Source organism: Pseudomonas kermanshahensis, from assembly GCF_014269205.2.
Lineage (GTDB): Bacteria > Pseudomonadota > Gammaproteobacteria > Pseudomonadales > Pseudomonadaceae > Aquipseudomonas > Aquipseudomonas kermanshahensis.
Genome location: NZ_JABWRY020000001.1, coordinates 1157044 through 1181219 on the forward strand (window position 1 = coordinate 1157044; position 24176 = coordinate 1181219).

Genomic DNA, 24176 nt, shown 5'->3' on the forward strand with positions numbered 1-24176 from the left:
CCTTCAACATTGGACGATCACGCCCGCGCGATATTCAGTCGTTGCTGGCCGGGCGCTTGTGCTGGCGCCAGTTGTCGTCGATCTTCGACCAGGTCTTGCCATCGGTGACGGCCAGCAGTTTGCGCCCGTCCTTGAAGGTGGCGAGGAAGGTGGCTTCTTCTTCCTTGCCACCGAGCCAGAGCCCGGCCAGCAGCCCCACCGGCCCGGCCACCAAGGCCCCAGCTACACCCCAGCCAAGGGCGGTACCCAGGCTGCGGCTGGACTCCAAACTGGACAGCTTGAGGTCACTGATGCGTGCGAGTGAGATCCGCTCGCCAGGCGAGGGGCTGCGCGGGGTCTTGAGTGTGAGCGATCCGTTGCGATACTCGCCTTCACCTTGCAAGAAATCGCCGGATCGAACCGTGAGTCTTGTCATAAAGTCGTCCTTCAGGGAGGGGGCATTGTCCAGCACTTACTTGAGCCCTCCCGAGGCAGGCAGTCAACGCTCAGGCGACGGAGGGTAGTGCGTTGCAATGTCGCGGCTGATGCGCTTGCGCTCGGCCAGCGCCCAGGCCAACAGTGCCAGCGTACCGATCACCAAGCCGGCCACGACAATGCCCATCCAGCCCTGACGCTGGAACAACTGCGTCCCCAGCAGCGACCCCAGCGCACCGCCGATGAAGTAGCAAGTGATATAGCCTGCATTCAGCCGTGTGCGCGCCTCTGGCCGCAGCGCGATCACCGCGTTTTGGTTGCTCACGTGTACCAGCTGTACGGCCAGGTCGAGCATCAATACCCCCAGCAGCAACGCCAGCAGCGAGTACTCGGCAAAGCCCAGCGGCACCCACGACAGCAGCAGTACGATCAGCCCGACCGTGGTGCCTAACGCCCCTTTGCCTCGGTCGGCCAGGCGCCCAGCCCAGTTGGCCGACAGCGCTCCCGCCGCGCCTGCCAAACCGAACAGGCCGATCACCGCGTCCGAGTAGTGGTAGGGCGCTTGCGCCAGCAGGAAGGCCAGCGGTGTCCAGAACAGCGCGAACAGGCTGAACGCCAGCAAGCCCAGCAGCGAGCGCAAGCGCAGCACGGGCTCTTCGATGAACAGGCGGAACACCGAGCCGATCAAGGCCGGGTACTTCAAACCGGCATGGCTGTGGTGCTGCGGCAAGCTGCGATACAGGGCCAGGGCGGTGATGGCCATCAGTACCGCGGCCAGCACATAGATGCTGCGCCAGCCACCCAACTCCGCCATGAAACCGGCCGCCGTACGCGCCAGCAGAATGCCCAGCAACAGGCCGCTCATCAGTGTGCCCACTGCGCGCCCGCGCTGGTGCGGCTCACTCAGGCTCGCGGCCATCGGCACCAGGATTTGCGCCACCACCGAGAACAGGCCGGTCAGCGCGGTGCCGAGCAGCAACCACGGCAGGCTCGGTGCGCAGGCGCTGATGACCAGGCCGAGGGTCGAAATGGCGGTCATCACCGTGATCAGGCGGCGTTGCTCGAACAGGTCGCCCAGGGGCGCCAGCAGCAACAGGCCAGCGCCATAGCTGAGCTGGGCGGCGATGACGATGCTGCCGGCGCCGGCGGTGCTCAGGCCGAACTGCAGGGCGATGCTGTGCAGCAACGGTTGCGCGTAGTAGTTGCTGGCCACGGCCAGGCCGGTGGCGGTGGCCATCAGCAGGATCAGGGCGCGACTGAGGGTCGGGGCGTTCATGGGGATCTCGGGGGGCATTGGCAGGGGGCTGTATTCTAGGGCGTTGAGGGTATGGCGGGGGATGTTTAGCGCCTGGGAGATCGAGCGCCGCGCGGGCGGCGCTCGATCTCCCAGGCGCAAAAAAAAACCAAGGCAGACACCTAGAACTGCGCCCACCTCAAGCCGCAAACCCACCATCCGCCGTCAAACTGGCCCCCGTGATGTACCCCGCCTCCGGCCCCGCCAGGTAGGCCACGAAGCTGGCAATCTCATCCACCTGCCCATAGCGCCCGATGGCCATCAGCGGTATCAGGCTGTCGGCAAACTCACCGCTGGCCGGGTTCATGTCGGTGTCTACCGGGCCGGGCTGCACGTTGTTGACGGTGATGCCCTGGGGGCCGAGGTCGCGTGCCATGCCGCGGGTCAGGCCAACCAGCGCCGATTTGCTCATGGCGTAGGGGGCGCCACCGGCAAAGGGCATGCGCTCGGCGTTGGTGCTGCCGATGTTGATGATGCGCCCGCCCTGGCCCATGTAGCGCACGGCCGCTTGGCTGGCGACGAACACGCTGCGCACATTCACCGCCAGCATGCGGTCGAAGTCGCCCAGGTCGAACTCGGCGATCGGCGCCACCGTCAGCACACCGGCGTTGTTCACCAGAATGTCCAGCCCCCCAAAGGCCTTCGCGGTGTCATCCACCGCCAATTGCACGGCGGCGGCGTCGGCGCTGTCGGCGCGCAGGGCGAGGGCTTGGCCGCCGTTGCCGATGATTTCCTGGGCCAGCTGTTCTGCCGGGCCGGCGGAGCTGACGTAGGTGAAGGCAACCCGAGCACCGTCGCGGGCCAGGCGGCGCACGATGGCCGCACCAATGCCGCGGGAGCCGCCCTGGACCAGGGCTACCTTACCGTCGAGTGGAAGTTGTTTGGACATGCTGATCTCCTGCTGGGAAGCAAGGCCGAATGCCTTGGATGGGCGCAGTATCGGTGGCTAATTACCTGCTGATAAGATGGCAATCACTATCAGCAGAGTAAACCCTTGGTTGTTAATCATGGCCGTGGAGTCGTTCAACGCCCTCGAATGCTTTATCCGCAGCGCCGAGGTCGGCAGCTTCGCCGAGGCCGCTCGCCGCCTGAGCCTGACCCCCGCCGCAGTGGGCAAGCATGTGGCTCAGCTGGAAGCCCGGTTGGGCGTGCGACTGTTCCAGCGTAGTACCCGCAAGCTGACCTTGACCGAAGCAGGCCAGCGTTTTCTGGGTGAAGTGAGTGACAGTTTTCGTACCATCCAGTACGCCGTGGCTAACCTGGCCAGTGCCGAAGGCCAACCAGCCGGGTTGCTTCGGGTCAGCATGGGCACGGTGTTTGGGCGGTTGTACGTGTTACCCCTGTTGGGAGAATTCTTGCGCCGTTACCCGGCGATTACCCCGGATTGGCATTTCGACAATCGCCAGGTCGACCTGATCGGCCAAGGCTTCGATGCTGCCATCGGTGGCGGTTTTGATTTGCCGCCGGGGGTGGTGGCGCGCAAGCTGACCCCGGCACACCGGGTGCTGGTGGCTGCGCCTGCCTACCTGGACCCACAGGCGCCGATCGAGGGCCCGCAGGCGCTGCAGCGCCACGCCGGCATTCTGATTCGCTCACCGCAGACCGGCCGGGTGCGCTCCTGGCCGCTGACCAGTCGCTGGCAGGAGCAGCAGCCGTTGGTGCTGCGCCAAGCAATGACCATGAGTGATTCGGATGCGGCCTGCGCGGTGGCGCAGCAGGGGTTGGGGGTTGCCTTGGTCAGTCTGCCGTTTGCCGTGCCTTACCTGCAGGCCGGGCGGCTGCGGCGGGTGTTGCCGGATTGGTATGTGGACGATGGGCATATCAGCGTGTATTACGCCCAGCACAAATTGTTGCCCGGGAAGACCCGGGCGTTTATCGATTTTGTCGTGGAGCAGTTCGCCCAGCAGGGGTTGGCGGGGCAGTTCGATGCGCTGCAGGGCCTTTAGATTGATGCTGCCTGAACCGGCCTCTTCGCGGGTAAACCCGCTCCCACAGGGTGGCGCAATACCTGTGGGAGCGGGCTTGCCCCGCGAAGAGGCCGGGTCAGGCAACATCAACAATGAAAAATACCTGCGCCCCCAAGCTCACCTCGTCATCTACCCGCTTGCCCACCAGCTGCTGCCCCAGCGGCGAGCGCGGTGTGATCACGGTCACCAGTTCATCCCCTTCACCCACTTTCAACCCCGCCGCCTCAGGCCCGAGGAACAGCCTACGTTGCTGGCCACCCTCGTCCTCAAGGGTCACCAGGTTGCTCACCTGCACGCCACGCGCAGGGTCGTAGTCACGCAACAGCAGTTGCTGGTAAATCTGCAACGCCTGGCGAATCTCGGCAGTACGCCGCGCCTGGCCGGTTGCCAGGTACGAAGCTTCAAGGCCCAAGGTGTCATACTTGTTTTCGGCGATGTTCTCTTCCGCGGTGGCGGCTTCGTACGCGGTCTGCGCGGCGCGGCTCAGCACGTCTACGTCATGTTCGAGGGTCGCGACGATGCGCGTGAGTAGCAGGGGCTTGTCCATCTTCAGTAACAGAACTCCAGCACATGGGCCTGGCTTTTTTCGGTGGGCGCGGTGCGGTTCTGTTGCAGCCAGAACTGGCACTTGGGGCTGTTAAGGTTGCGAGGGTTGCCTTGGGCGGCCTCGGCGGCCTGTTGCAGTTGCTGCTGGTGCAGGATGTCCTTGTAGCGCTCGAACATTTCGCCCTGGGCATCTGCCGGTGGCGGCGCGGCGGGTTGGCTGCGGGCAGGGGCCATGGCCTGGGCGACCGGCTGCACCTGCTCTGGCCACAGCTGCAACGCCAACCACAGGCTCATGGCGATGGCCACGGCGCCCAGCCACAGGCCAAAGGCCACGCAGAGGATCAGTTGCAACGGCTTGAGGGTGATTTTCAGTTCGCGGTGGCGGGGCATGGCAGCCTCCTGGCAGGGCAGTTCGAGGTGCATTGTCGCACGCTGTCGGCGAATTTTACCCGTGGGTGCTTTTGTCCACGGCAATTAATCCGCAGAATTCGCGGTTTTGGGCACCATGAGGGGGAGGGCACATGAAGGCCACCTGGGACATCTTTTGCACCGTCGTCGACAATTATGGCGACATCGGCGTCACCTGGCGCCTGGCGCGGCAACTGGTGGACGAGCACGATCTGGCGGTGCGCCTGTGGGTGGACGACCTGAACGCCTTCGTGCCGATGTGCCCCGGTGCCGATGCCACGGCGCTGCAACAATGGCAGCACGGTGTCGATGTGCGCCAGTGGCCTGCCGAGTGGCTGCCGGTGGAGCCTGCCGAGGTGGTGATCGGCGCGTTCGCCTGCCAGCTGCCGGTGCACTATGTCGAGGCCATGCGTGCGCGGCCCAAGCCGCCGCTGTGGCTGAACCTCGACTACCTCAGTGCAGAGGACTGGGTTGAGGGTTGCCACGGTTTGCCGTCGCCCCAGCCCAACGGCTTGCGCAAAGTATTCTTCTTCCCAGGCTTTACCGAAAAAACCGGTGGCCTGTTGCGTGAGGGCGATTTACTGGCGCGGCGCGAAGCCTTCGCGCAGTCTGCCGAAGCCCGGCAGGCATTCTTGCAGCGCCTGGGTGTACACCCCGAGGCGCAAGCGCGGCTGATCTCGCTGTTCGCCTATGAGAACACCCAGCTGGGCAACTGGCTGGATGCGTTGGCAGCAGATACCCAGCCGACCCACCTACTGGTACCGCAAGGGCGCATCCTGGCTGACGTCGCCCATTGGCTGGGCGAGCCGGGGCTGGCGGTGGGCGATGTGCGCCTGCGCGGGTCGCTGACGGTGCAAATTTTGCCGTTCGTCAGCCAGGACGATTATGATCGCCTGCTGTGGGCCTGCGACTTCAATGCCGTGCGCGGTGAAGACTCGTTCGTGCGTGCGCAGTGGGCTGGGCGGCCGATGCTGTGGCACATCTACGTGCAGGACGAGAACGCCCACTGGGAAAAACTCGAAGCGTTCCTTGCGCATTATCGACAAGGCCTGTCAGACGATGCCGCTGACGCACTGGTTGCGTTGTGGCGTGCCTGGAACATGGACAACGACGTCGGCCAGGCGTGGCAAGCGGCCCAGCGGCACTGGCCAGAACTGCAGCAGCATGCCCGAGATTGGGCGGCCCGGCAGGCCACTCGGCCGGACCTTGCCATGACGCTGGTACAGTTTTACCGAAATTGGCTATGATATGCGGCCTCGATTTTTATAAATCCATCCAGATTCGGATACTTCGTAATGAAAACTGGTAAAGAACTGAAACCCGGTACCGTACTGCGGATCGACAACGACCCGTGGCTGGTTCAAAAAGCTGAGTTCACCAAATCGGGCCGTAACAGCGCGATCATGAAAACCAAGCTGAAGAACCTGCTGACCGGCTACAAGACCGAAACCGTCTACGGTGCGGACGACAAGCTGGACGACGTGATCCTGGATCGCAAAGAAGCGACCCTGTCGTTCATCAGCGGTGACTCGTACACCTTCATGGACACCACCGACTACACCATGTACGAACTGAACGCCGAAGACATCGACGCCGTTCTGCCGTACATCGAAGAAGGCATGGAAGACATCTGCGAAGCCGTCTTCTTCGAAGGCCGCCTGGTATCGGTTGAACTGCCGACCACCATCAGCCGTAAAGTTGTCTACACCGAGAACGCTGCGCGTGGTGACACCTCCGGCAAAGTGATGAAGCCTGCCAAGCTGGCAAACGGTACCGAGATCTCGGTTGCCGACTTCATCCAGATCGACGAGTGGATCGACATCGACACTCGCGACAACAGCTTCAAAGGCCGTTCCAAGAAGTAATTCTTCTTGTGATGCGCACAAAAAACCCGGCCTCGGCCGGGTTTTTTTATGCCTGCATTCAGACCGTCACGTGCAGCCTTACATCCACATTGCCGCGGGTGGCGTTGGAGTAAGGGCAGACCTTGTGCGCCTTCTCCACCAAACCTTCGGCATCGGCCTGGGCCAGGCCCGGCAGGTTGATGTGCAGGTCGATGTCCAGGCCGAAACCACCCGGGATCTGGCCAATGCCCACGTTTGCAGTGATCGAGGCATCGGCCGGCAGGGCTTTTTTCTCTTGCCCGGCGACAAATTTCAGTGCGCCGATGAAGCAGGCCGAGTAGCCGGCCGCGAACATTTGTTCAGGGTTGGTGCCGTCACCGCCCGCGCCGCCCAGTTCTTTGGGGGTGCTCAGCTTGACTTCCAGCTTGCCGTCGCTGGAGCGGGATTTACCGTCGCGCCCGCCAGTGGAGGTGGCTTCTGCGATGTACAGCGGAGTGACCTTTTGCATCTTGAGCCTCGCTAATGTGCTGTGCGCAACCGGGTGGCGGCGGCGCTGGGTAGGTGTGGGATTTAAATTAGCGCGCAATTAGTTTGCGCGCAAGATAAATCATCACCGTTCATCCGAACGGCCATCACACAGCATAGCGCTCAGAGGTTTTTCTGCAGGTTGTCGCGCAGTTCGAGCAGGTCGGCTTGCAGCTGTTTCAGGCGTTCCAGGCTGCGCCCGCTGGCCTTGAGGATGCACGGGGGCACCTGTTTGGCCTGTTGTTGCAAATCACGGCCCTTGTCGGTCAGTTGCACCAGTACCACCCGTTCGTCCTCCCGGCTGCGGGTGCGCTTGAGCAGGCCTTCGCTTTCCAGGCGCTTGAGCAGCGGGGTCAACGAGCCAGGGTCGGTGAGCAGGTGTTGGCTGATCTCGCCCACGGTCAGGCCATCCCGCTCCCACAGCACCAGCATGGCCAGGTACTGCGGGTAGGTCAGGCCCAGCGTTTGCAGCAGCGGCTTGTAGACCTTGGTCATCAGCAACGAGGTCGAATGCAGGGCGAAGCAGACCTGGTTGTCCAGCAGCAGCTCGTCACAGGAGGCTTGGGTGTCGGCGTTCATGCAGGTCCTTGGAATAATCAATGGGGAAATCTAGCACGCTGATCATTAGTGCGTTCATTGCCAGCGCAGTTCACTGCGCAGGGCCAGGTCCCAGGGTGGAATGGGGCTGAAACGGCTCTTGAGAAATTCGAGCAGCAAACGGCTGCGAGAGTTCGTTTCATGTGCCAGGCGTAACGCATAAATGCCACTGGACTCGGCGGCTGGCAGGCCACCTTCGCAAAACAGCGGGACCAGTTCGCCGCGCAGCAGGTAGTCGCTGATCAGCCAGGTGGGCAGATGGGCAATGCCCAAACCCGCGAGGGCGCCGAACAGCAGGGTTTCGGCGTTGTTGGCGGCCATGCGCATGCGCGATGGCCGGTACAGGCGGGCCTGGCCGGCCACGCTGAAGCGCCAGGCAAACGGTGGCGCCAGGCCGTCCCAGTCGAGGCCGTCGTGCGCAGGCAACTCGCTGGGGCACGCCGGTACGCCTCGGCTGGCCAGGTAGGCCGGGCTGGCGCAGGCGATGCGCACCATGTAGGCCAGCGGTGTGGCGACCAGGCGCGTGTCGGCCAGGGGGCCTGCACGCAATACCAGGTCGACTTCGCCAAGGTGGCTGCCCTGCATGTCGACGAAGCTGTCGATCAGGCGCAGGTGCACGTCCAGTCCGGGGTAGGCCACGAGGAAGTCGGCGATGGCCGGGGCGAGGTGGCGACGGCCAAACGCGGCGGGGGCGTCGATGCGGATGAGGCCTTCCGGGGCGCTGCTCAACGAGACAGCTTCGGCGCGGGCCAGGCGCAGCTCCTCGATGATGCGTCGTGCGCGTTCGGCAAAAGCGTTGCCGGCCGGGGTGGCACGCACCGCGTGGGTGCTGCGGGTGAACAGCCGGCTGCCCACGGCGCTTTCGAGGTTGTCGATGCGCCGGGCAACGGCCGAGGGCGTCAACGGGTGGCGCCGCGCGGCGGCAGAGAAGCTGCCGGTTTCCAGCACGTCGAGAAACAGGCTGAGTTGGTCGGTGAGGATATCGGGGTTCATGGTGGCTCGGCTTTGCATAAAACGCACAGCCATTGTGCACTGCTGTGCGTTTCCCCACCAGCCCCGACTCGGTAGCATGCTCACCATTACAAGCGAGAGGCGCAGAGGCCCTGATGATCGAGTGGTTGTTGTATATCGCGTTGGGCGCTGCCCTGGGCACCATGGGTGGTTTGTTCGGGATTGGTGGGGGGTTGATTGCAATCCCGGCGCTGGGGGTGTTGTTCGGCTTGGACCAACAGCTGGCGCAGGGCACTGCGTTGGTCATGGTGGTGCCGAATGTGTTGCTGGCGCTGTGGCGCTACCACCAGCGCAACCGCATCGAGCTGCGCCATGCGCTGCCGTTGGCACTGTGCAGTTTCCTGTTCGCCTGGCTGGGGTCGATTTGGGCGGTGGGCATCGATGCCCAGTCCATGCGGCTGGGCTTTGTCGGCTTTCTGGTGGCGCTGGCGGTGTGGAACGTGGCGCGGATGTTCCTCAAGGTCGCGCCGCCCAGCCCTGAACTGCGTTACGCCTGGCCGTGGCTGGGCGTGCTGGGCAGTTTTGCCGGGACCATGGGTGGGTTGTTCGGGGTAGGGGGCGCGGTAGTCGCCACGCCTATTCTGACCAGTGTGTTCGGGACCACGCAGGTGGTGGCGCAGGGGTTGTCGCTGGCGTTGGCGGCGCCCAGTACGACGGTGACCCTGTTGACCTATGGCGTGCACCAGAGTGTTGATTGGGGGGTAGGGATCCCCTTGGCGGTGGGTGGGCTGCTCAGCATCAGCTGGGGGGTGAGGTTGGCGCATGCCCTGCCAGAGAAGGTGTTGCGGGCGATGTTTTGTGCGTTTCTGGTGGTGTGTGCGGTGATGTTGGGGTTTGAGCTTTGAGCGTACATGCTGCAGCCATCTCCCTGTAGGAGCAGCCTTGCGCTGCGAAGAGGCCCGTCCAAGCAGCGCAAAATGTCGCTGAAATCACCGGCCTCTTCGCAGCACAAGGCTGCTCCTACACAAAGCTATGGCTGCCACTGATCTATTTGAACCCTTCGACGATGTAATCGGCCATGCAATCGGTGATCGGGGACGGGTGCTGCGTGCTGCGCACCAGCATCACATTGGCCACCGGCAACTGCGGCAGCCCGTCGCTCTCGCCCAAAATCCGTATGTTGCCGCCGATCAGGCTCTGCAACTGTGCCGTCACCGCCAACCCGGCAGTGACGATGGCAAAGATCGCCGCCAGGCTTGGGCTGGTGTAGGCAATGCGGTAGTCGATGCCTTGCGCTTCTAGCGCATTGCAGGTCCAGGCGCGGCAAAAACAGTCGGTGTTGAACAGCGCCACCGGCATGGGCCGTTGCTCCTGCGGGCAAAACCCTTCGGCGGCAGCCCACACCAATCGTTCCTGGCGCAACAGTTGGCCGACTTCGTTGCCCGGTTCGCGGGTGACGATGGTCAGGTCCAGGTCCTGACGCAGCATCAATTGCTTTGACGAATCGCAATGCACCTCCACCTGCACCAGCGGGTAAGCCTGGGCAAAACTCGACAGGATGGTCGGCAGAAAGCGCATGGCGTAATCGTCGGGTGTGCCGATGCGTACCACTCCGACCATGTGCGGCATGCGCAAGGTATTGAACACTTCGCCGTGCAGCTTGAGGATGCGCCGGGCATAGCCAAGCAGTACCTGCCCTTCAGCGGTGAGGCGTACCTGGCGGCCCTCGCGCTCGAACAGCTGGCGCTGCAGGATGTCTTCCTCCAGGCGTTTCATTTGCATGCTGACCGCCGACTGGGTGCGGTTGACCACCTCGCCGGCGCGGGTGAAACCGCCTTGCTCGGCAATGGCGACGAAGGTGCGCAACACGTCGGCGTCAAGGCTTTGATACTGGGACATTGCATCAATCTCCGAGATGCATGGCATCAGAAACATTCGTTGGATTGATCTTAAGCCCGGCGCGAGACTGGAGCCATCAACACGGAGGGCTTCACGATGAAAGGTCATGTCAGCAGCATCCAGCAACCTGCCTTTTCCCTGAACCACCTGTGGCACGCAGCCCTGCAGCGGCCGGCGCGTTGGTGGGAGCTGTACCGTCAGCGCCAGGAACTGGCCAGCCTCAGCGATGCGACATTGCACGACCTGGGCTTGAGCCGGGCGGATATCCAGCAAGAGGCCGAGCGGCACTTCTGGGATGATCCGCTGCGCAAATAGGCCGTTTTTTGTAGATGCGGCGGTTTAGCGGCGCACCTGCTTGAGGGTTTCGGCAATCAGAAACGCCAGTTCCAGCGACTGATCGGCATTCATGCGTGGGTCGCAGTGGGTGTGGTAACGGTCCGACAGGCCGTCTTCGGTGATCGGGCGGGCGCCGCCGATGCATTCGGTGACGTTCTGCCCGGTCATCTCGATGTGGATCCCGCCCGCATGGCTGCCTTCGGCCTGGTGCACCTGGAAGAACTGCTTCACCTCATCGAGGATCTGCGCAAAGTCACGGGTCTTGTAGCCACTGCTGGCCTTGATGGTGTTGCCGTGCATCGGGTCGGAGCTCCACAGCACCTTGCGCCCCTCGCGCTCGACAGTGCGGATCAACCCTGGCAGGTGGTCGCCGACCTTGTTGGCGCCCATGCGCACGATCAGGTTGAGCCGGCCGGGGTCGTTGCTCGGGTTGAGGGTGTCGATCAGGCGGATCAGTTCTTCGGGGTTCATGCTGGGGCCGACCTTGACCCCGATCGGGTTGTGCACGCCGCGCAGGAACTCGACATGGGCGCCGTCGAGCTGGCGCGTGCGGTCGCCGATCCACAGCATGTGCGCCGAGCAATCGTAGTAGTCGCCGGTCAGGCTGTCCTGGCGCACGAAAGCTTCTTCATAGTTGAGCAGCAGCGCTTCGTGGGCGGTGAAGAAGCTGGTCTCGCGCAGTTGCGGCGCGCTGTCCAGCCCGCAGGCGCGCATGAAGGCCAGGGTCTCGTCGATACGGTTGGCCAGTTGATGGTACTTGTCGGCCAACGCCGAGTTGGCGATGAAGTCCAGGTTCCACTTGTGCACCTGGTGCAGGTCGGCAAAGCCACCCTGGGCAAAGGCGCGCAACAGGTTGAGGCTGGCGGTGGCCTGGTGGTAGGCCTGCAGCAGGCGGTCCGGGTCGGGGACACGGCTTTTTTCATCAAAGCCGATGCCGTTGACGATATCGCCACGGTAGGCGGGCAGGGTGACGTTGCCGATGGTCTCGTCGCCCGCAGAGCGCGGCTTGGCAAATTGCCCGGCCATGCGCCCGACCTTGACCACCGGGCAGCCGGCAGCAAAGGTCATGACGATGGCCATCTGCAGCAGCACCTTGAACGTGTCGCGGATCTTCGCGGCGGAAAATTCGGCAAAGCTCTCGGCGCAGTCGCCGCCCTGCAACAGGAACGCGCGGCCTTCGGTGACCTCGGCGAACTGCCGGCGCAGCTCGCGGGCCTCGCCCGCGAACACCAGCGGCGGGTAGCTGGCCAAGGTCTGTTCGACCTTGAGCAGGTGCGCGGCGTCGGGGTAGGTCGGTTGCTGCTGGATAGGCAGGGCACGCCAGCTGTCAGGGCTCCACGGTGCGTTCATGTCGGGCTCGATTTTGTGGGTTGTAGGCTTTGGGTCATGGTAACAGTTGCCGCCGCGCTTGTTGCATCGGGGGTGTTGGCGGACAATGCGCGTTTTTGCACGGGCGAGTGGCGAACATGACGGCGGAACGGGAAGAGCGGCTACTGGCACGGGTCGAAGATGCCTTTGGCGTCATCAGCGTGTACGAGGTGGACGACTACCGTTTTCTCGAATTCGGCGACGCGATCGAGCAGAGCTGCGTGTTCACCGCCGACCCCAGCTGGCTGGAATATGACTACACCCGCGCCATGCTGGTCGGCGCCTTGTGCCACGCGCAGCCCGAGAGTGCGCTGTTTCTGGGCCTGGGCGCCGGCACGCTGACCCAGGCCTGCATGAAGTTTCTGCCGCTGGACGATATCGAAGCCATCGAGCTGCGCCCAGACGTGCCGCGCCTGGCCATGGAATACCTGGGCCTGGATGATGACCCGCGCCTGTATGTGCGGGTGGGCGATGCCATCGAGCTGCTGCCCAGCGCAGAAAAGGCCGACCTGGTCTTCGTCGACCTGTACACCGACTTTGGCCCGGGTGTCGGGCATCTGGCCTGGGGTTTTCTGGACAACTGCCAGAAACAGCTCAACCCTGGGGGGTGGCTGGTGATCAACCAGTGGGCCAGCGATGACGGCAGGCCGCTGGGCGCGGCGCTGCTGCGCGGCTTGTACCACCGGCATTATTGGGAGTTGCCGGTGAAGGAGGGCAACGTGATCCTCTTGGTGCCGGCGGACCTTGAGCAAACGCTGGACATGCAAGGGCTGCGGGCGCGTGCCGAGGCGCTGGCGCCGCAGTTGGGGTATACCCTTGACGGGCTGATCAAAGAAATTCGGCCTGCGACCTGAGCTGCTGACATCCCCTTGTAGGCGCAGCGCAAGGCTGCGCCTACAAGGGGATGTGAATTAACGATTCAGCCCGTGGTCGCTAGTGGCTACCTGGTGGCTCCGGTCTACTGAAAATTTTCCTCACGTAACCCATTAATTCGGGTATAGTACGCGCCGGTCTTTTAGCGGACCTCAAAATCAGGTGGTGCAAATCCTCCGAGTCCAGCTTCGGCTGCACGTCCGCTAGGCGGACCTTCCCAAGTTTTTCTTTTTCAATCGTTTTCGCAAATCCCCGCCGCCAAAGCTGCCTGGGTGACCTTCTGGTCTTTCAAGGCATGTGCAGCTTTGGAGCATGGGTCTTTGCGGATGCACCTAGAGGCAGACCCATGACCCAGGAAACCGGCGGATTCGCCGCTCTCGATCTCAATCCGAATATTGTTGCTGCTGTACTGGCTACCGGCTATGAAGAGCCGTCCGCCATTCAGCATCAGTCGATCCCGATCATCCTCGCCGGTCACGACATGATCGGCCAGGCGCAGACTGGCACCGGCAAGACCGCTGCCTTCGCCCTGCCGATCCTCAACAAGATCGACGTGAGCAAGCGCGAACCGCAAGCCCTGATCCTGGCGCCAACCCGTGAGTTGGCGCTGCAAGTTGCTACCGCTTTCGAAACCTACGCCAAGCAGATGCCGGGCGTTAACGTGGTCGCTGTTTACGGTGGTGCCCCGATGGGCCCACAGCTGCGTGCCATCCGTAACGGCGCGCAAATCGTCGTCGCTACCCCAGGCCGTCTGTGCGACCACCTGCGTCGTGACGAAAAAGTCCTGTCGACCGTACAGTACCTGGTACTGGACGAAGCCGACGAAATGCTCAAGCTGGGCTTCATGGATGACCTCGAAGTGATCTTCGACGCAATCCCAGCTAGCCGTCAGACCGTCCTGTTCTCCGCAACCCTGCCGTCGTCGATCCGCTCGATCGCCGAACGTCACCTGCGTGAACCCAAGCACGTCAAGATCCAGAGCAAGACCCAGACCGTTACCGCGATCGACCAGGCTCACCTGATGGTCCATGCCGACCAGAAGATCCCGGCTGTTCTGCGTCTGCTGGAAGTTGAAGAGTTCGACGCGCTGATCGCCTTCGTGCGTACCAAGCAAGCCACCCTGGACCTGGCCGCCGCGCTGGAAGCCAAGGGCTACAAGGCTGCTGCGCTGAACGGCGACATCGCCCAGAACCAGCGTGAGCGCGTCATCGACTCGCTCAAGGATGGCCGCCTGGACATCGTCGTCGCCACCGACGTCGCTGCCCGTGGTCTGGACGTACCGCGCATCACGCACGTGTTCAACGTCGACATGCCGTACGACCCAGAGTCCTACGTTCACCGTATCGGCCGTACCGGCCGTGCCGGTCGCGAAGGCCGTGCACTGCTGCTGGTCACCCCGCGTGAGCGCCGCATGCTGCAAGTGATCGAGCGTGTTACCGGGCAGAAAGTTGCCGAAGCACGCCTGCCCAATGCCCAGGCCGTTCTGGATGCTCGCATCAAGAAACTGACCTCGAGCCTGGCGCCGCTGGTGGCCGAATCGGAAGCCAGCCATGGCGACCTGCTCGACCGCCTGACCACCGACCTGGGTTGCAGCCCGCGTGCCCTGGCTTCGGCCTTGCTGCGCAAAGCCACCAATGGTCAGGCGCTGGACCTGGCTGCCGTAGAGCGCGAGCAGCCGCTGGTACCGGGCGTTGGTGCACCGCGTGAGCGTACCGGTGAGCGTGCCGAGCGTGGCGAGCGCAGTGACCGTGGTGACCGTGAGCGTCGTGCGCCAATGCCGCTGGCTGAAGGCCGCGTGCGTTGCCGTACTGCCCTGGGTGCCCGTGACGGCATCGCTGCCAAGAACCTGTTGGGTGCGATCCTCAACGAAGGCGGCCTGGCCCGTGACGCTATCGGCCGTATCCAGGTACGCGACAGCTTCAGCCTGGTTGAGCTGCCGGAAGATGGCCTGGAGCGTCTGCTGTCCAAGCTCAAGGACACCCGCGTGGCTGGCAAGCAGCTGAAGCTGCGTCGCTACCGCGAAGATTGATCCTGGCGTAATAAAAAAATCCCCGGCCTGAGCTGGGGATTTTTTTGCCTGAGTGAAGCGCACAAGGCCCCTTGTAGGAGCAGCCTTGCGCTGCGAAGAGGCCAGTGCAAGCAGCGAGCATTCACTGTGCTTGCACCGGCCTCTTCGCAGCACAAGGCTGCTCCTACAGGGGATCTGTGTTTCAGTCGAACCTGTAGATATCCATCCCCAGTGCCCCCAAGGTGAACCCCTGGTGGACGATGCCGAACGTGCCCCCAGCCCCGAGGGCAAAAAACAGCGGTAGCAAATGCTCATCACTGGGATGGTTACGCACCGCAAACGGTGCCGCTTGCCGGTAACCCACCAGCGCATCCCGGTCATCCTCCTGCAGCCGCGCCACCACCCAATCCCGAAACGCCAGCGCCCAAGGCTCTATCACATCCGGCCCGGCGTGCCAGTCCAGTTCGCCTAGGTTATGGGTAATGCTTCCCGAGCCCACCAGCAGTACCCCCTGCGCGCGCAACCCTGCCAGTGCCTGGCCAACCTTGAGCTGCAAGGCAGGCCCTAGCTGACTGGGTAGCGACACCTGGAGCACCGGGATGTTGGCGCCCGGGTACATCAGCGATAACGGCACCCAGGCGCCATGGTCGAACGGCCGGTGCGCATCGGTGCGCGCCGGCAAGCCGGCAGCGCCCAGCAATGCGCACACCTGCTCAGCCAGCGCAGGGGCACCCGGTGCTGGGTACTGCACGGCATACAGCGCCTGGGGGAAGCCGTGGAAGTCGTGCCAGGTCTCGGGCTGCTGGCTGCCGGTCACCAGCAGCTCACGGCTTTCCCAGTGCGCCGACACCACTACGATCGCCTTGGGTTGCGGCAGGGCATTGGCCAACCCGGCCAGGGCCGGCCCGCTGGCGCCCGGCTGCAGGGCAAGCATGGGGGAACCATGGGAAATGAACAGGCTGGGCAGCATGGTGATGTCCTGAGGGTTAAGATGCAGTCATCTTCGATCAGTTACCGATCGAAATCCAAACCAAGTTTTCTGCGCTATGTATCGAAGCGCTTGATAAGTACAGGAGCAACCATGGAGCCAGCGTTCTGGCACAAACGATGGGCCGACAACCAGATCGGCTTCCATCAAGCGCAGGTCAACCCCTACCTGCAAGCGCACTGGCCAGTGCTGGCGCTGCCGGCTGGCAGCCGTGTGCTGGTGCCGTTGTGTGGCAAGAGCCTGGACCTGGCCTGGCTGGCAGGGCAGGGGCATCGGGTGCTGGGGGTGGAGCTGTCGCGGCGGGCAGTGGAGGGCTTTTTCCAAGAGCACGGGCTTGAGGCTGAAGTCTCGCAGAAGGGCGCGTTCGAGGTTTGGAGAAGCGCCGAGGTGGAGCTGTGGTGCGGGGACTTCTTTGCCTTGCGGGCCGAGGATGTGGCCGATTGCGCGGGTTTCTATGACCGTGCGGCGTTGATTGCTTTACCGCCCGAGATGCGCCTGCGCTACATGCGGCTGTTGGCTGACGTGCTGCCAGCGGGGTGCCAAGGGCTGTTGGTGACGCTGGATTATGACCAGGCGCTGTTGGCTGGCCCGCCGTTTTCGGTCGCCGATGATGAGGTGCGGCACGGCTTTGCCGGTCGGCAGGTGGAGCCGCTGGCGGTGCTGGAAATCATTGAGCAGAGCCCGAAGTTCGCCCAGGCCGGTGCTACCAGCCTGCTCGAGCGGGTGTATCGCATAGGCCTCTGAAGGGGACCACCCACAAAAAAGGGCGACCGAAGTCGCCCTTTTTTGTTTTTGCTGGGTGAATCAACCGCGACGGCGCAGCGCCTCGATACGGTCTTCCAGCGGCGGGTGGCTCATCAGCAGCCCGGCCAGGCCGTGCTTGAGGCCGCCATTGATGCCGAAGGCCTTCATGGTGTCCGGCATATGGACTGGCAGGCCTTGCTCCACACGCAGGCGCTGCAGGGCGCCGATCATCGCGGCCGTGCCGGCCAGTTGTGCGCCGGCTTCGTCGGCACGGTACTCGCGGCGGCGCGAGAACCACATGACGATCATGCTGGCCAGGATGCCCAGGATCAGCTCGGCAACGATGGTCGCGACGTAGTAAGCAATACCCTGGCCTTCTTCGTTCTTGAAGATGACCTTGTCGACGAAGTTGCCGATGATGCGGGCAAAGAACATCACGAAGGTGTTCACCACGCCCTGCACCAGCGCCAGGGTGACCATGTCACCGTTGGCCACGTGGCCGATCTCGTGGGCCAGCACCGCACGCACTTCATCGGGCGAGAAACGCTCCAGCAGGCCTTGGGACACCGCTACCAGGGCATCGTTGCGGTTCCAGCCGGTGGCGAAGGCGTTGGCCTCGTAGGCCGGGAAGATACCCACTTCGGGCATCTTGATGCCGGCCTCGCGCGACAGCTCCTCGACCGTTTGCAACAGCCACTGTTCGTGGCGGGTGCGCGGCTGGGAGATGATCTGGGTGCCGGTGCTCATCTTCGCCATCCACTTGGAGATGAACAGCGAGACAAGGGAGCCGGCAAAGCCGAACACGGCGCAGAACACCAGCAGGCTGCTGAGGTTGAGGTCGACCCCGTTGGCGGCCATGAACCCGTTGAAACCGAACAGGCTCAGGGTAATGCTTGCAACCAGCACCACCGCGAGGTTGGTGGCTACAAACAACAGAATGCGCATCATGGTTGTTACGTTCTCCTGACGGATGAGTGTGTTGCTTACTGCGGGGTATATAAGGTGCAAGCCGTGCCGATTCAATCGGGCGACTATTTCAAACTGTGTACGGCGGAGTATGGCAGAGGATGCGGTGGGGGCTGTGAGGTAGAGCGTTGCAGGATGTAAGAAACTTTTGGGGCTGCTTTGCAGCCCATTCGCAGCACAAGGCTGCTCCTACAGGAGCAGCCTTGTGCTGCGAAGAGGCCTTCACTTACTGCGAATAAGTCCGCAGGAAATTCCCGATCCGCCCGATCGCCGCTTCCAGGTCGTCCACCCGCGGCAAGGTCACCACGCGGAAGTGGTCCGGCCATGGCCAGTTGAACGCTGTACCTTGCACGATCAGCAGTTTTTCCGACAGCAGCAGGTCTAGCGCGAACTTCTCGTCATTGAGGATCGGGCAGACCTTCGGGTCGATCCGCGGGAACGCATACAGCGCGCCCATCGGCTTCACGCAGCTCACGCCCGGGATGTCGTTGAGCAACTCGTAGGTGCGGTTGCGCTGCTCCAGCAGGCGGCCTTGTGGCAGCACCAGGTCGTTGATGCTCTGGTAGCCGCCCAGGGCGGTCTGGATGGCATGCTGGGCCGGCACGTTGGCGCACAGGCGCATGTTGGCCAGCATGTCGATGCCTTCGATGTAGCTCTGGGCGTGGTGCTTGGGCCCCGAGATGATCAGCCAGCCGGAACGGAAACCCGCCACCCGGTACGACTTGGACAGGCCGTTGAAGGTCAGGCACAGCAGGTCGGGGGCCAGCGAGGCGGTGCTGATGTGCACGGCTTCGTCGTAGAGGATCTTGTCGTAGATCTCGTCGGAGAACACCACCAGGTTGTGCTGGCGCGCCAGCTCCAGCATGCCCAGCAACAGCTCCTTGGAGTACACCGCGCCGGTCGGGTTGTTCGGGTTGATGATCACCAGGGCCTTGGTGTTCGGGGTGATCTTGGCCTTGATGTCTTCAAGGTCAGGGAACCAGTCGGCCTGTTCGTCGCACAGGTAGTGCACCGGCTTGCCGCCAGCCAGGCTCACTGCGGCGGTCCACAGTGGGTAGTCGGGGGCCGGGATCAGCACTTCGTCGCCGTTGTTGAGCAGCGCCTGCATCGACATGACGATCAGCTCGGACACGCCGTTACCGAGGTAGATGTCCTCGATGGTGACGCCTTCGATTTCCTTCTGCTGGCAGTACTGCATCACCGCCTTGCGCGCGCTGAACAGCCCTTTGGAGTCGCTGTAGCCCTGCGCGGTGGGCAGGTTGCGGATCACATCCTGGAGGATTTCGTCCGGCGCCTCGAAGCCAAACGGCGCCGGGTTGCCGATGTTCAGCTTGAGGATGCGGTGGCCTTCCTCCTCCAGGCGTTTGGCGTGCTTGAGCACTGGGCCGCGAATGTCGTAGCAGACATTGGCGAGCTTGTTCGATTTGCTGAACTGCATGATGGGGTCCCGGTTGAGAATACGCACCGCGCCCTTTCGAAAGGTTTGAAAGGGCAGGAAGCGGGTGCCAGACTGAACGCCTGGCACACGAAGCCAACTAATATACGTGCCACCCGCGTTACGGAAAAGACGGCGCGGGGTGAAATTAAGCCTGTCGAGGTCCCTACATGCAAAAGATCGAGAAGACACTTGAACAATGGCGGTCGATGCTCGACCCCGAGCAGTACCAGGTGTGCCGCCTCAAAGGCACCGAGCGGCCGTTCAGCGGCAAGTACAACAGCGAGCGCCGTGATGGTATCTACCATTGCATCTGCTGCAGCCTGCCGCTGTTCGATGCGCAGACCAAGTTCGATTCCGGCTGCGGCTGGCCGAGCTTCTACGCGCCGATCGAAGACAGCGCGATGATCGAGATTCGCGACACCTCCCACGGCATGATCCGCACCGAAGTCACCTGCGCCCGCTGCGATGCGCACCTGGGCCACGTGTTCCCTGACGGGCCACCCCCGACCGGCCTGCGCTATTGCATCAACTCGGTGTGCATCGACCTTCGACCACGTGACTGACCGGAGCCTGAACATGGCTGGATCGATGCTGGACATCCCCTGCGTGACGCTGGGTGGCGAGCACAAGAAGCTCGGTGACTTCCCAGGCAAAGTCCTGTTGGTGGTCAATACCGCCAGCCAGTGCGGCTTTACCCCGCAATACAAAGGCCTGGAGCAGCTGTGGCAGGCCTACCGCGAGCGCGGCCTGGTGGTGCTGGGCTTCCCCTGCAACCAGTTTGGCAAGCAAGAGCCGGGCGAAGCGCGGGACATCGCGCAGTTTTGCGAGCGCAATTTTGGCGTGAGCTTCCCGCTGTTTCGCAAGGTCGAGGTCAACGGGCCGGGTGCTCACCCGCTGTTCGTCGAGCTCAAGCAGCGCGCCCCCGGCTTGCTGGGTAGCCAGAAGATCAAGTGGAACTTCACCAAGTTCCTGGTCGACCCGGCCAGCGGCCAGGTCACGCGCTACGCGCCGACCACCAAGCCGCAGGCACTGGAAGCAGACATCGAGCGCCTGCTCAGCCGCTGATCGGCACCCAGTGCTCGACCAGCGCCAGCAGTTCTTCGCGGCGGAACGGCTTGGCCAGGTAGTCGTTCATGCCCGCCGCCCGGCAGCGTTCGCGCTCTTCGGGCATGGCATTGGCGGTGAGCGCGACGATTGGCAAGTCTGGCCAGCGGCCGCTCTGGCGGATGCGTCGGCTGGCTTCGTAGCCGTCCATCACCGGCATGTTGCAGTCCATCAGCACCAGGTCGAAATCCTCTTGTTCTAGCCACGCCAGGGCCTCGGCGCCCTGGGTAGCCAGCTGTACCTGGCAGCCGAGCTTGGCCAGCATGCCCTTGGCCACCAGTTGGTTCACCGGGTTGTCCTCCACCAGCAGAATCCGTGCACGGCCTTCTTCCGGGGAGGTGTGCGGGTTGGCCAGCGGGTGCTCGGGCTCGTGGCCTTGCAGGATACGCCGCAGCGTCTGGTACAACGCGTTGCGCGCCAGTGGCCGGGCCAGTTGGTGCAGCGGTGCAAGGTTGATGGATTGCTCATTGGGCAGGAAATTGCCGTAGGCCGTCACCAGCAGGATGGGCGTCTTCAGTGCAGGGCGCAGTGCCAGCAGGTGCTCCAGGTCGTCGGTGATCAGCAGGTCGAACGCTGCAGTGTGCAGGCCTGCGCTGCTGTCGTGCCGTTGGTACGCCAGGCCCCAGGCGGGCAGCAGGTCTTGCAGCAGCTCATGCAGCCCGCTGCTGGCATCGCTCAGGGCCACCACGCGGCCCTGCAGCGGCGCCGGCGGGATGGCTTCAGTGTGCACGGCCAGTGGCAGCTCTGCGCTGAAGCGGCTGCCAAAGCCTGGTTCGGACTGGATATGCAGGTGCCCCTGCATGGCCTTGCACAGGTTGCGCGTCAGTGCCAGGCCCAGGCCGGTGCCGCCGTACTGGCGGGTGATGCCAGCGCCAGCCTGGGTGAAGGGTTGGAAAATTCGCGCCTGCGCCTCCTCGGGGATGCCGATGCCGGTATCGCGCACTTCCAGGCGCACACCGCCGACAATCGTCACCAGGCGGATGTCGACGCGGCCGAAGCGGGTGAACTTGAGCGCGTTGGACAAGAGGTTGCTGACGATCTGGCGCACCCGTGTCGGGTCGCCGAGCACGCTGCTGGGGAAGTCGCGGGCGATCAGGCAGGTCAGCTCGACGCTTTGCGCGGTGTTCTGCGACAGCAGGTTGGCGGTGTCCTCGACCATCGAGCTCATGTCGAAGGCGATGCGTTCCAGCTCCAGTTGGCCGGCATCGAACTTGGACAGGTCGAGAATATCGTTCAGCAGCTCCACCAGCACCTTGCCCGAGTCGTGGGCGATGGTCATCTGCTGGCGCTGTTCACTGGGCAGCGGGCTGTCCAGGGCCAGGGCGATCATGCCGAGCATGCCGTTGAGCGGGGTGCGGATCTCGTGGCTCATGTTGGCCAGGAAGGCCGCGCGCGCCTGGGCCATGTCCAGGGCCCGGCGCCGGGCTTCTTCGAGCTCTTGGTTGGTCAGGCTCAAGCTGCTGTTGCTGGCCTTGAGCTGGTCGGTGCGCGCCGACACGATGTCTTCCAGCTCGTTCAGGTACTGGGTCAGGCGGTTTTCGGCGTTACGCCGCTGCTCGATCTCGGTGGCCATGCTGACGAACTGCTGGTTGGCGACTTTGACCAGCACGCCGATCTCGTCGTGTTCGTGGCCGTGGGGGCATTCCAGCCGGGTTTGCCGCGGCTTGCGCGGGTCGCTGCCGCTGAGCGCGCCAATCACGGTCACCAGCGGTTTGGTCAGCATCATGTAGAACAGCGCCAGCAGGATCCCGGTCAGCACCAGGCTGCGGGCAAAGCCGTTGAACAAGGTAATGCCGGCGCGGTCGAGGAAGCGGCTGCCGAAGGCGTAGGTGTCGACGTCCAGGTACAGGGTGCCCAGGTATTCATTGGGCATATGGGCGAGAAACAGGCGGTCTTGAAGCTGGCGCTGCTCGCCGAACAGGAAGTCGCTGAGCGGGCGGTAGCGGTCTTCGAGGCGCGGGCGCTCGACGTCGGCCAGTACGGTATCGTTGTTGTCGATCAGCCGGGCGCGGATCACTGCTGGCGATTGCAGCAGGCCGCGGGTCAGCTCCAGGGCCAGTTCGGCATCGATGTTGTAGGCGATGCGCGAAGCCGGGTTGTGGCTGATTTGCAGCAGTGCACGCACTTCACGGTTGATGGATGCGTCTTCGCTGGCATAATCGATGCCGATCTGGATGAGACTGAGCAATGTTCCCAGGATGAAGCCGACCAGGACTGTCAGCCGGGCTTGCTTGTATGACAGGCGATTGGTGAACTTGATATCCATGAGTCCCGAGCCGGTTTCACGTCCCTTGCGCTGCGCAAGCATAGCCGAATAGCCCCGGCTGCTGGCGGGTCTGTCTGTTCATTTCAGTTGATCGCCAAGCGGGGGCCGCTGTGCAGCCCTTCGCGGGGCAAGCCCGCTCCTACAGGTACAGCGTAGCCCCTGGCTCTGCGCGGGCCCTGTGGGAGCGGGCTTGCCCCGCGAAGGGACGCACAGCGGCCCCAAAAAACTGAAATTTGTAGGAGTCGTCATGGACGCTCGCTTGATTGCTTTTCTGGACCGCGCCGAATCGGTACTGGCGCGCCTTGAGCCGCTGTTGCCCGCACCACGCCCGGACATCGACTGGCACACCACCTTGGCTGCCCGCTGGCAGCGCGATGGCCGCACCGGTTACCTGATGCCCCTTGAAGTCAGCCTGGACATCCGCCTGAGCGACCTGATCGGGGTCGACCAGCAACGTGACCAGTTGGGCCGCAACACCCATCAGTTCATCAATGGCCTGCCGGCCAACCATGCCTTGCTGTGGGGCTCGCGTGGCACCGGCAAGTCGTCGCTGGTGCGCGCCTTGCTGGCCGAGCACGAAGGTGCCGGCCTGCGCCTGATCGAAATCGAGCGCGACCACCTGGCCGACCTGCCGCGGGTGGTCGAGCAACTGCAAAAACTGCCGCAGCGCTTCATCCTGTTCTGCGACGACCTGTCGTTCGAAGCCGGGGAGGGCGACTACCGGGTGCTCAAGAGCGTGCTCGACGGTTCGCTGGAGCAAGCCCCCGACAATGTCTTGCTGTACGCCACCTCCAACCGTCGCCACCTGGTGCCGGAAAAAGAGAGCGACAACGAGAACTGGAAGCGCGTCGACGGCGAGCTGCACCCCAGCGAAGCCGTGGAAGACAAGATTGCCCTGTCTGACCGCTTTGGCCTGTGGCTGTCGTTCTACCCCTTCACCCAGGACCACTTCCTTAATGTGGTCGAACACTGGATCGGCCAGTTGGCGCGCCCTGCCGGGTTGAACTGGCAGCGTGACGAAGCCCTGGACATCCTCGCCGTGCGCTGGGCCACTGGCCGCGGCAACCGTAATGGCCGTTGTGCCTATCAGTTCGCCCGCTACTGGGTCGGGCTGCAATTGCTGGAGCAAAAGTAAATGATCGACCTCAATGCCAGTGGCGCCGGCCTCGATGGCTATAACCTGCTGGCCGCGCAAGTGCAGGCGCTGTTTGCCGACGAGCGTGACTTCATCGCCAACGCCGCGCAGTTTTCGGCGTTTCTTTATAACCAGGTGGACGACCTGAACTGGGCGGGGTTTTACCTGAACCGCAACGAAGAGCTGGTGCTCGGGCCGTTCCAGGGGCAGGTGGCGTGTGTGCGCATTCCGTTCAGCAAGGGTGTGTGTGGTGCGGCTGCGGCCACGCGGCAAACCCAGCGGGTGGAAGACGTGCATGCGTTCCCGGGGCATATCGCCTGTGACAGCGCATCCAACAGCGAGCTGGTGATTCCGTTGGTGAAGGCGGGCAGGTTGATTGGGGTGCTGGACCTGGACAGCCCGAAGGTGGGGCGCTTCAGTGAGGCGGACCAGGTGGGGTTGGAGCGGTTGGCGGCGATCTTTCTGGAATTGACTGACTGCTGATAATTGGGTTGCCTGTTCCGGC

The 24176-nt window shown here is 63.3% G+C and carries 26 protein-coding genes; 12 read left to right on the top strand and 14 right to left on the bottom strand.

All coding sequences use genetic code 11. The features are described from left to right. Positions 1-34 precede the first annotated feature (34 nt). The 3 genes from HU764_RS05390 to HU764_RS05400 form a co-directional block, all read right to left on the bottom strand. Entirely contained in the window at positions 35-415 is a 381-nt protein-coding gene (locus HU764_RS05390; protein ID WP_186679507.1) for a hypothetical protein, read from the bottom strand. A 63-nt stretch (positions 416-478) separates the two neighbouring features. Beyond that, entirely contained in the window at positions 479-1690 is a 1212-nt protein-coding gene (locus tag HU764_RS05395) for an MFS transporter (RefSeq protein WP_186679510.1), read from the bottom strand. A gap of 157 nt (positions 1691-1847) precedes the next feature. Further along, complete coding sequence (locus HU764_RS05400) at positions 1848-2597, bottom strand: 3-oxoacyl-ACP reductase family protein (RefSeq protein WP_085273713.1); 750 nt, start codon at positions 2595-2597, stop codon at positions 1848-1850. Positions 2598-2715: 118 nt separating this feature from the next. Here HU764_RS05400 and HU764_RS05405 point away from each other — a divergent pair, with 118 nt between their 5' ends. Then, a complete protein-coding gene (locus HU764_RS05405; RefSeq protein ID WP_186703669.1) occupies positions 2716-3654 on the top strand; it encodes a LysR family transcriptional regulator in 939 nt (312 codons plus the stop codon). Between the two features lie 97 nt (positions 3655-3751). On the opposite strand, the gene HU764_RS05410 is transcribed toward HU764_RS05405, so the two are convergent. Together HU764_RS05410 and HU764_RS05415 are read right to left on the bottom strand one after the other, a co-directional pair. After that, positions 3752-4222, bottom strand: coding sequence for a GreA/GreB family elongation factor (locus HU764_RS05410; protein ID WP_186703670.1), 471 nt, complete (start codon positions 4220-4222; stop codon positions 3752-3754). 2 nt (positions 4223-4224) lie between these two features. Next, positions 4225-4611 carry a hypothetical protein gene (locus HU764_RS05415; RefSeq protein ID WP_186703671.1) on the bottom strand — a complete coding sequence of 129 codons (387 nt, stop codon included), beginning with the start codon at positions 4609-4611 and terminating at the stop codon, positions 4225-4227. Positions 4612-4742: 131 nt separating this feature from the next. Here HU764_RS05415 and earP point away from each other — a divergent pair, with 131 nt between their 5' ends. Further along, on the top strand, positions 4743-5876 hold the full coding sequence (earP, locus tag HU764_RS05420) for an elongation factor P maturation arginine rhamnosyltransferase EarP (RefSeq protein ID WP_186679529.1): 1134 nt from the start codon (positions 4743-4745) through the stop codon (positions 5874-5876). Between the two features lie 48 nt (positions 5877-5924). Beyond that, on the top strand, positions 5925-6494 hold the full coding sequence (gene efp / locus HU764_RS05425) for an elongation factor P (RefSeq protein WP_099428595.1): 570 nt from the start codon (positions 5925-5927) through the stop codon (positions 6492-6494). 58 nt (positions 6495-6552) lie between these two features. On the opposite strand, the gene HU764_RS05430 is transcribed toward efp, so the two are convergent. From HU764_RS05430 to HU764_RS05440, 3 genes are all read right to left on the bottom strand, one after another. After that, a complete protein-coding gene (locus HU764_RS05430; RefSeq protein WP_027596038.1) occupies positions 6553-6981 on the bottom strand; it encodes an organic hydroperoxide resistance protein in 429 nt (142 codons plus the stop codon). A gap of 140 nt (positions 6982-7121) precedes the next feature. Beyond that, a complete protein-coding gene (locus HU764_RS05435) occupies positions 7122-7577 on the bottom strand; it encodes a MarR family winged helix-turn-helix transcriptional regulator (RefSeq protein WP_186703672.1) in 456 nt (151 codons plus the stop codon). 54 nt (positions 7578-7631) lie between these two features. Next, the gene (locus tag HU764_RS05440; RefSeq protein ID WP_186679531.1) at positions 7632-8588 is read right to left on the bottom strand and encodes a LysR family transcriptional regulator; all 957 of its coding nucleotides are present in this window, start codon (positions 8586-8588) and stop codon (positions 7632-7634) included. Positions 8589-8701: 113 nt separating this feature from the next. Between HU764_RS05440 and HU764_RS05445 the strand changes: the two genes are divergently transcribed. Then, complete coding sequence (locus tag HU764_RS05445; protein WP_186679533.1) at positions 8702-9451, top strand: sulfite exporter TauE/SafE family protein; 750 nt, start codon at positions 8702-8704, stop codon at positions 9449-9451. 142 nt (positions 9452-9593) lie between these two features. Here HU764_RS05445 and HU764_RS05450 read toward each other — a convergent pair whose 3' ends face one another. Next, positions 9594-10445 (bottom strand): LysR substrate-binding domain-containing protein, encoded by an 852-nt coding sequence (locus tag HU764_RS05450; RefSeq protein WP_027596042.1) that lies wholly within the window; start codon positions 10443-10445, stop codon positions 9594-9596. Positions 10446-10541: 96 nt separating this feature from the next. Between HU764_RS05450 and HU764_RS05455 the strand changes: the two genes are divergently transcribed. Then, positions 10542-10760, top strand: a complete 219-nt coding sequence (locus HU764_RS05455) for a DUF1127 domain-containing protein (protein ID WP_027596043.1) — start codon at positions 10542-10544, stop codon at positions 10758-10760. A gap of 24 nt (positions 10761-10784) precedes the next feature. Here HU764_RS05455 and HU764_RS05460 read toward each other — a convergent pair whose 3' ends face one another. Continuing rightward, positions 10785-12131, bottom strand: coding sequence for a class II 3-deoxy-7-phosphoheptulonate synthase (locus tag HU764_RS05460; protein ID WP_186679536.1), 1347 nt, complete (start codon positions 12129-12131; stop codon positions 10785-10787). A gap of 116 nt (positions 12132-12247) precedes the next feature. Between HU764_RS05460 and HU764_RS05465 the strand changes: the two genes are divergently transcribed. Then, the gene (locus tag HU764_RS05465; RefSeq protein ID WP_186679539.1) at positions 12248-13003 is read left to right on the top strand and encodes a spermidine synthase; all 756 of its coding nucleotides are present in this window, start codon (positions 12248-12250) and stop codon (positions 13001-13003) included. A gap of 365 nt (positions 13004-13368) precedes the next feature. Beyond that, positions 13369-15051: a DEAD/DEAH box helicase gene (locus HU764_RS05470; RefSeq protein ID WP_027596046.1), complete on the top strand. Its 1683-nt coding sequence runs from the start codon at positions 13369-13371 to the stop codon at positions 15049-15051. A 181-nt stretch (positions 15052-15232) separates the two neighbouring features. Here HU764_RS05470 and HU764_RS05475 read toward each other — a convergent pair whose 3' ends face one another. Then, the gene (locus HU764_RS05475) at positions 15233-16000 is read right to left on the bottom strand and encodes a DODA-type extradiol aromatic ring-opening family dioxygenase (RefSeq protein WP_186679542.1); all 768 of its coding nucleotides are present in this window, start codon (positions 15998-16000) and stop codon (positions 15233-15235) included. A 111-nt stretch (positions 16001-16111) separates the two neighbouring features. Between HU764_RS05475 and HU764_RS05480 the strand changes: the two genes are divergently transcribed. After that, a complete protein-coding gene (locus HU764_RS05480; RefSeq protein ID WP_186703673.1) occupies positions 16112-16762 on the top strand; it encodes a thiopurine S-methyltransferase in 651 nt (216 codons plus the stop codon). A gap of 60 nt (positions 16763-16822) precedes the next feature. On the opposite strand, the gene htpX is transcribed toward HU764_RS05480, so the two are convergent. Both htpX and HU764_RS05490 read right to left on the bottom strand, forming a co-directional pair. Beyond that, entirely contained in the window at positions 16823-17710 is an 888-nt protein-coding gene (gene htpX / locus HU764_RS05485; RefSeq protein WP_016715101.1) for a protease HtpX, read from the bottom strand. A 244-nt stretch (positions 17711-17954) separates the two neighbouring features. Continuing rightward, positions 17955-19166, bottom strand: a complete 1212-nt coding sequence (locus HU764_RS05490; RefSeq protein WP_085273706.1) for a pyridoxal phosphate-dependent aminotransferase — start codon at positions 19164-19166, stop codon at positions 17955-17957. 167 nt (positions 19167-19333) lie between these two features. On the opposite strand from HU764_RS05490, the gene msrB reads away from it, so the two are divergent. After that, positions 19334-19729 (top strand): peptide-methionine (R)-S-oxide reductase MsrB, encoded by a 396-nt coding sequence (msrB, locus tag HU764_RS05495; protein ID WP_099453284.1) that lies wholly within the window; start codon positions 19334-19336, stop codon positions 19727-19729. Between the two features lie 13 nt (positions 19730-19742). Then, the gene (locus HU764_RS05500; protein WP_027596051.1) at positions 19743-20231 is read left to right on the top strand and encodes a glutathione peroxidase; all 489 of its coding nucleotides are present in this window, start codon (positions 19743-19745) and stop codon (positions 20229-20231) included. Here HU764_RS05500 and HU764_RS05505 read toward each other — a convergent pair. Further along, positions 20221-22578, bottom strand: a complete 2358-nt coding sequence (locus HU764_RS05505) for a hybrid sensor histidine kinase/response regulator (RefSeq protein WP_186679548.1) — start codon at positions 22576-22578, stop codon at positions 20221-20223. The two genes, HU764_RS05500 and HU764_RS05505, sit on opposite strands and share 11 nt — an antisense overlap. A gap of 205 nt (positions 22579-22783) precedes the next feature. Between HU764_RS05505 and HU764_RS05510 the strand changes: the two genes are divergently transcribed. Continuing rightward, complete coding sequence (locus HU764_RS05510) at positions 22784-23671, top strand: ATP-binding protein (RefSeq protein ID WP_027596053.1); 888 nt, start codon at positions 22784-22786, stop codon at positions 23669-23671. Further along, complete coding sequence (locus HU764_RS05515) at positions 23672-24154, top strand: GAF domain-containing protein (RefSeq protein ID WP_027596054.1); 483 nt, start codon at positions 23672-23674, stop codon at positions 24152-24154. The last annotated feature ends 22 nt before the right edge of the window (positions 24155-24176 follow it).